This window comes from Nitrosomonas supralitoralis (assembly GCF_003011925.2).
GTDB lineage: Bacteria > Pseudomonadota > Gammaproteobacteria > Burkholderiales > Nitrosomonadaceae > Nitrosomonas > Nitrosomonas supralitoralis.
Window position 1 is genome coordinate 1 of record NZ_PXXU01000090.1, and the last position, 6,351, is coordinate 6,351.

Sequence of the window (6,351 nt, forward strand, 5' to 3'; positions counted from 1 at the left end):
TGCCTTTAAATAATTAGGTATGAGCTTCCAGTCAGCATCGAATGATTTTGTCTGCACTTGAATAACCATGCGTTTTCCCATTTTAGTGAGTTCAGCAAGATGCTTGTCAATGATGGAGAAATTATATACGCCCGGGGATTTCTCCAGCCAACCCCATAAGAAGCGCATTTGCATTCCACGCAATGCAGGCGTTGCTTTCAGCTCTTTGTAAACTTTTGCCATGTAGATTGGATCATCATTAGCCCAATTCTGAATCGTGTAATAGTGACCTGGATGCCATTTTATCCCTGTTCCAGGAGCAGCACCTGCTATTCCCCAAGGAACAAGCGTCAGGCATATGACGAATAAAGCTGCAATGGAGAGCGTATTTATTCGTCGGTTCATAGTGGGTAAGATAATTCTCGATTTCATGGAATTTTTCCTATTCATGCATGTTTCCTTTGATGAGTTCGTAAAAATTGTTGTATTGCTTAATATTTGAGACTTGTTTCAGAAGATTTTCTGATTCACTTGATACAACCTGTAAATGAAAATCTTTTACATTTCGATTACATATGATCACCCCCTTGAGTTTTTCCTAGTGCAATTTCTGTTTTCGAGTAGTGTTTGCTTTCTAACTGGTGAAATTCTTGATCGCCGTTCAGAAATACGTCTTATGAAAAAATAATGCCAGCTATTCCGAAACAGAAAATTTTTTGATTGTTGCTGTAAAAAAAATGTTGGTTTTTTCTAATGAACAGAGGTCCCGTTTTATTTATCTTCAATTTGCCGGTTTATTCGGAAAAATGCGATAGACAAAACTACCTAATGAGATTTTTCTCAAGAATTACTTATGTTGACACTTTCTGGCAGAATATTGCATATGAATATCCACAGAAGTATCCGATTGGCGCTACTTTCCAGAACAACCAGTAGTTATGATGGCTGCTTTATCCAATAGATAATTTTTATGGCGTAAATTTCAGAGCCAATTGACTATTGATTTATCTGCAGTAGTTCCGACTTGATCAGACAATTGCCGCATTTGATGAAATAATTGTCGAAACCGGTCGCAACTACTACAGATCAGGAAAAGATTAATTCCAAATACAGGAAGGATAGGCCTTCGGGCAGGCAGATTTCAAGCCGCCTGACGGAGTATTTTTTTGGCTATTAAAACTCATTACCTCTAATACTTTATCAACATATGGGGGAACGCGCTGCCAGAAAATATAATTAGCTTTTAAATCATCGCGTGCAAATACAAGTAATTCCTGGACAGTTGGCACATGGCCTTTTTTATCACCGCGAGTGTTTAAATAGTTGACCTTCTCAACGGTCGGAGCGATTGGTATAACTCCTGAAAGCTGAGAAAAATAGCGGTATGCTCCTTGAGGAGTATATTGATTACCAGGAAAATTCAACCCTGGTTCATCAGGATAAACATCCGGACAGCCGAGTGCGCCTCCCATTTTTACCATCGCAGTTGTGATTTGTTTCAGATAATCTCGTGGATAGTTAATCTCTTGAATCGTCATGGTGTTAGGAAAAAAGTCACGCATTCTCTGCTGCACGATGATTAAATTATCGAACCATTTGTCAGTTTGTGCAGTCGTCAATGGCTTTACCGCTTGCCCCATTGCTGTTTCTATCATGCCGATACCTTCCACATTCGGGTGTGAGTTGTAGCGCTTACCCAGTGCCCTGTATAAGGCAATCAGACGATCACGTACATTAGGATTCCATAATTTAATGTTATGGCCGTAACGGCTGCCATCATTACTGGTTATGGGTCCATAGTCACTATATTTAAAAGCTCCGCCTTCATATTTAGGTGCCTTTAAATAATCTGGTATAAGCTTCCAGTCATCATCAAAAGATTTTGTTTGTACTTGAATAACCAGGCGTTTGTTCATGGCAGTCAGTTTGGCAAGATGTTTATCGATAATAGAGAAATCATATACGCCCTGTGATTTCTCTATCCAACCCCATAAGAAGCGCATTTGCATTCCACGCAAAGCAGGTGTTGCTTTTAGTTCTTTGTAAACTTTTGCCATGTAGATCGGATCATCATTAGCCCAATTTTGAATTGTGTAATAGTGCCCTGGATGCCATTTTACTCCTGTGCTTTGAGGCGGTATTGGCGCTGCTTGTCCTACTCCTAACGGAGCAAGCATCATGCATAGTACAAATAATATTGCGATGGATATGCCATTTATCCGTCGGTTTATATTGGGTAAGATAATGTTTGATTTCATAAAATTCTCTCTTTTCATTTAAGACTCCCTTGATAACTTTGAAATGGCTTTGTGTTGCTTATTGCTAAGATCTGAAAAATTGTTTCAGAAAGCTTTTTAATGCGCTTGATGCAGTTGCAAATTAAAACTGTTTACATCTTGATTACATATAAATATCTCCATTGAGTTTTTCCTAGTACAGTTTCTATTTTGAGTGCTGTTTTTTTCTGGCTGAAGAAATACATGAGCGTCATTCAGAAATGTATTTTTCAAAAAATAATGCCTGCTATCCAGAATCAGGAAATTTTTTGAATGCTGCTGTAAAAAAATGTTGGATTTTTCTAATGCCCAGATGATTGTTCTGTTTATCAAGATCTTGTGATTTATACGAAAAATTGATAGACAAAACTACCTATGGAGATTTTGTACAAGAATTACTTGTGTGCTTACAGTTATTACAGAATCAATTGACCAACGATTAATCTGCAGTAATTCAGATTGAACTGACAATTACCCGAATTTGACGAAGCGAATGCCAGATCAAGTCCTCATTACTACAGATTAGAAAACAATTAATTCCTTATGCAGGATGAATAAGCACTCGGGCAGGCAGATCTCAAGCCACCTGAGGGAGTGGTTTTTTGACTATTAAAACTCATCACCTCTAAAACTTGATTTACATATTCAGGTAGACGTTGCCAGAATATATAATTGGATTTTAAATCATCGCGTGCGAAAACTAGAAGCTCCTGGACAGCTGGTACATGGCCTAGTTTATCGCCACGAGTATTAAGATAGTTGACCTTTTCCACTGTGGGAGCTATAGGCACAACCCCCGAAAGCTGTGAGAAATAACGATAAGCACCTTGAGGAGAATATTGGTCTCCAGGAAAATTCAAACCTGGCTCATCAGGATAAACATCCGGACAACCGAGCGCTCCCCCCATTTTTACCATCGCACTTGTGATTTGTTTCAGATTGTTGCGCGGGTAGTTTATCTCTTGAATCGTCATGGTGTTGGGAAAGAATGTACGCATTTTCTGGTGTACAATAATCAAATTGTCAAACCATGTGGCGGCTTGATCAGTAGTCAGCGGTATTATGGCTTGCCCCATGGCCGTTTCTATCATACCGATACCTTCAAAATTTGGATGTGAATTGTAACGCTGTCCCAAGGCTTTAAATAAAGCTATGAGCCGATCACGTACATTAGGATTCCATAATTTAATGTTATGGCCGTAACGGCTGCCATCATTACTGGGTTTGGGTCCAAAGTCACTATATTTAAAAGCTCCGCCTTCATATTGTGGTGCTTTTAAATAGTCTGGAATGAGCTTCCAGTTAGCATCGAATGATTTTGTTTGTACCTGAATAACCAGCCGTTTATTCATGGCAGTCAGTTTGGCAAGATGCTTATCGATGGAAGAAAAATCATATACGCCCGGTGATTTTTCCAGCCAACCCCACAAGTAACGCAGTTGCATGCCACGCAACGCAGGCGTTGCGTCAAGCTCTTTGTATACCTTTGCCATGTAGATTGGGTCATCATTAGCCCAGTTTTGAATCGTGTAATAGTGGCCTGGATGCCATTTTACTCCGGTGGCACCAAATGGCAGTGAAGTTGCTTGCACCTTTCCCAAAAAAGCAAAAATCAAGCAAATGACGAACAATAATACAATGTAATTCGCATTAATCCGTTTGGACGGAATTGGTAATACAATGCTTGGTTTTATAAAAAGCTCTCTATTCATTTACGACTCCCCTGATGAGTTTGAAGAAATTATTGCTTTATTCAATAATTGAAACGTTTTCCAAAAGATTTTCTAATTCACTTTTACAGCTCGTAAATGAAAACCATTTACTTCTTGAATGCCTATAATTCACTCTTTAAGTTCATCTAATGCAATTTTTTGTTTCGAATATTGTGGTTTTAAGAATTGGAAAAATTCATGAGTATTTTCAGAAATACATTTTCAAAAAAATAATGCCGACTCATTCTGAGCTAGAGAATTTTTTGAATACTGAAATAAATTTAAAATGTCGATTCTTTTAAGTACAAAACGGATCATTTTAATTATCATTCACTTGCCTCTTTATGTGAAAAATGTGATGCACAAAACTATTTATGGAGTTTTTTACAAGAGTTTCTTGCGTTGCTAGCAGTATTGAAGAAAATTCTGCTTATGAACATCCACAGGGTTTCCACTTAACACTACTAGACCACTAGCAGATCAAGTATCTTTATCAAACAGTGTGTGTTGGAAGGCGATTTTCTGGCTTAGCTTTACAGGACTATTCGACTAACGATTTATCTGATTCCAGCCAATTGATCGTTTACTGTCAAAAACCTATTTTAAGCTGCAGTACAGGTTAGCCTTGTATCCTTTGTTTGGTGAAGTGCGGCTTGCTGAAGCTGAGAAATCCATTTGAAGTAAGTAAAATTCAATCTATATAAAGGTGCGATAGATTTCATTACTATGTATTGATTTATTTTGAATCAAACTCTAACAGTTACTCCAAGCATAATGATAAGTCTCATCCTAAATACACTTAAGAATCATTAATGCTTTCTTGTTTGAATCGTTTGTTGTCACTTCATCCGACAACTACCAATACACCTCCCATACTCGCAACAAGCAAGGCCATTGCCAAATAGCTAGTTAGTTGATACTTCTATGTCACTGAATTTTTTTAAAGAGTAACGAAGCTACGAATATTGCTAGTATTTCAGCTAAAGACATTGTTATTTTTTCCGTCATTAATTTCATTGTGGTTATCCTTTGAAAATTAAGTTTTCATCAATTCAGTTTTTCCTAATGAGGAACATCAAATTATGCGAGATATTTTCCCGCACGCCGGAACTATACGTGGGAATAATAACCACGTCAACAGTTCCGACATCTAATGCCAAACGACGGTATTTTTGCATTAAATATAATATATTCAACAGATTGGTTTTTTTGTGCTTGAGTATTCATGCATATAATAATATGAGTGGTTGATTTATATGGTTTATTTCAAGGTGAATTAGGTCGCAGAAGTTGTAGAAATGTGTGAGCTGAAGCCTCTGTATTTAGTTTGTTTACGATGGCAACAATGCTATAAATCCGAGATAATGATCAATATGTGTGCCTTGGCTTAAGTCATTATTGATTCATGAGAATGGTTGTCACGAAATCTGTTTGATTCGCTTGAAGAAAATAGCTTGAATCGGAGGCCACTGCTAGCAGTGAGCCGTTTCAGCAAAAGGAAATATAAGATATTGATATCATATATCAAATTTTATGGCATTCGATATCATATGATGTGATGAATCTTAGGTGCAAGACTTATCCTTGCTGGTTTTGTAACAGTCAGGGGCAACTGTTCGCGATTTATCGAAAAGATATTCACTTAATCAGCCAGCTTAATTGATCGGTAATCTATATATAGTTCAAATATGAGATCGGGATGTTAAAGCTGGCTTTGGGTTTTTCAGTAAAACGGAAAGCTCAGTAATGATCAAATGGTTGACGATATTAACCGTGGATCGACAATTCGATTCCAAGCTGAGGCATGCTTCAGCTTTCCCAGGATGGCGATAAGCAAACGCAACACTGGATTGGTTAAAGGATAGATCCAGTGTGTCGTGGCAAGTTCGTACCAGAGGTTTTCTAAGAATTGCTAGAATGGTGCAAGCGCTGATGAGTCTCAAAGCGTTATGGTGGCTTTTAAAAATAAAAAAACAGACAGTGCCGGCTGATTCTGCTTGATTGGTAACTGCCTCCAGAAGTCAAGTGTTAGTCTTGAGTTTAAGGTCAATTTGTGTTTTCTATTGCATAACTTATCATCCACACTAGCGTAGCAAATTAATTTCTTAAATAGTGAGCCAGCAGATGCGATGATTTGTACAAATCATTGATCTTTTTTGGTGATGGCTTTGTCATAATAAGAATCGCCGGTGCCATTTCCAGTCAGTAGTAATAATGACCTTGAACTAAAAGCTCAATCAAGTGAATTGAAAAATATAGATACCTGAAATCAGGCCCTTCTTGAGGCACTGACAAAGACGAGGCGAAACATCACCGTCAAATGCTGCCAAGTAACCGATGATCCGAGGAATGACGCAAATTGATAGTCAGTCAGAGTGAGGGTC

The 6,351-nt window shown here is 37.9% G+C and carries 2 protein-coding genes and 1 pseudogene; all 3 read right to left on the minus strand.

The features are described 5' to 3' along the window. Nucleotides 1-411: pseudogene (locus C7H79_RS16055) on the minus strand (glycoside hydrolase); the annotation flags it as partial. A gap of 665 nt (nt 412-1,076) precedes the next feature. Further along, complete coding sequence (locus tag C7H79_RS16060) at nt 1,077-2,255, minus strand: alpha-amylase family protein (protein WP_106708265.1); 1,179 nt, start codon at nt 2,253-2,255, stop codon at nt 1,077-1,079. Between the two features lie 533 nt (nt 2,256-2,788). Then, the gene (locus C7H79_RS16065) at nt 2,789-3,967 is read right to left on the minus strand and encodes an alpha-amylase family protein (protein WP_106708266.1); all 1,179 of its coding nucleotides are present in this window, start codon (nt 3,965-3,967) and stop codon (nt 2,789-2,791) included. Nucleotides 3,968-6,351: the final 2,384 nt, after the last annotated feature.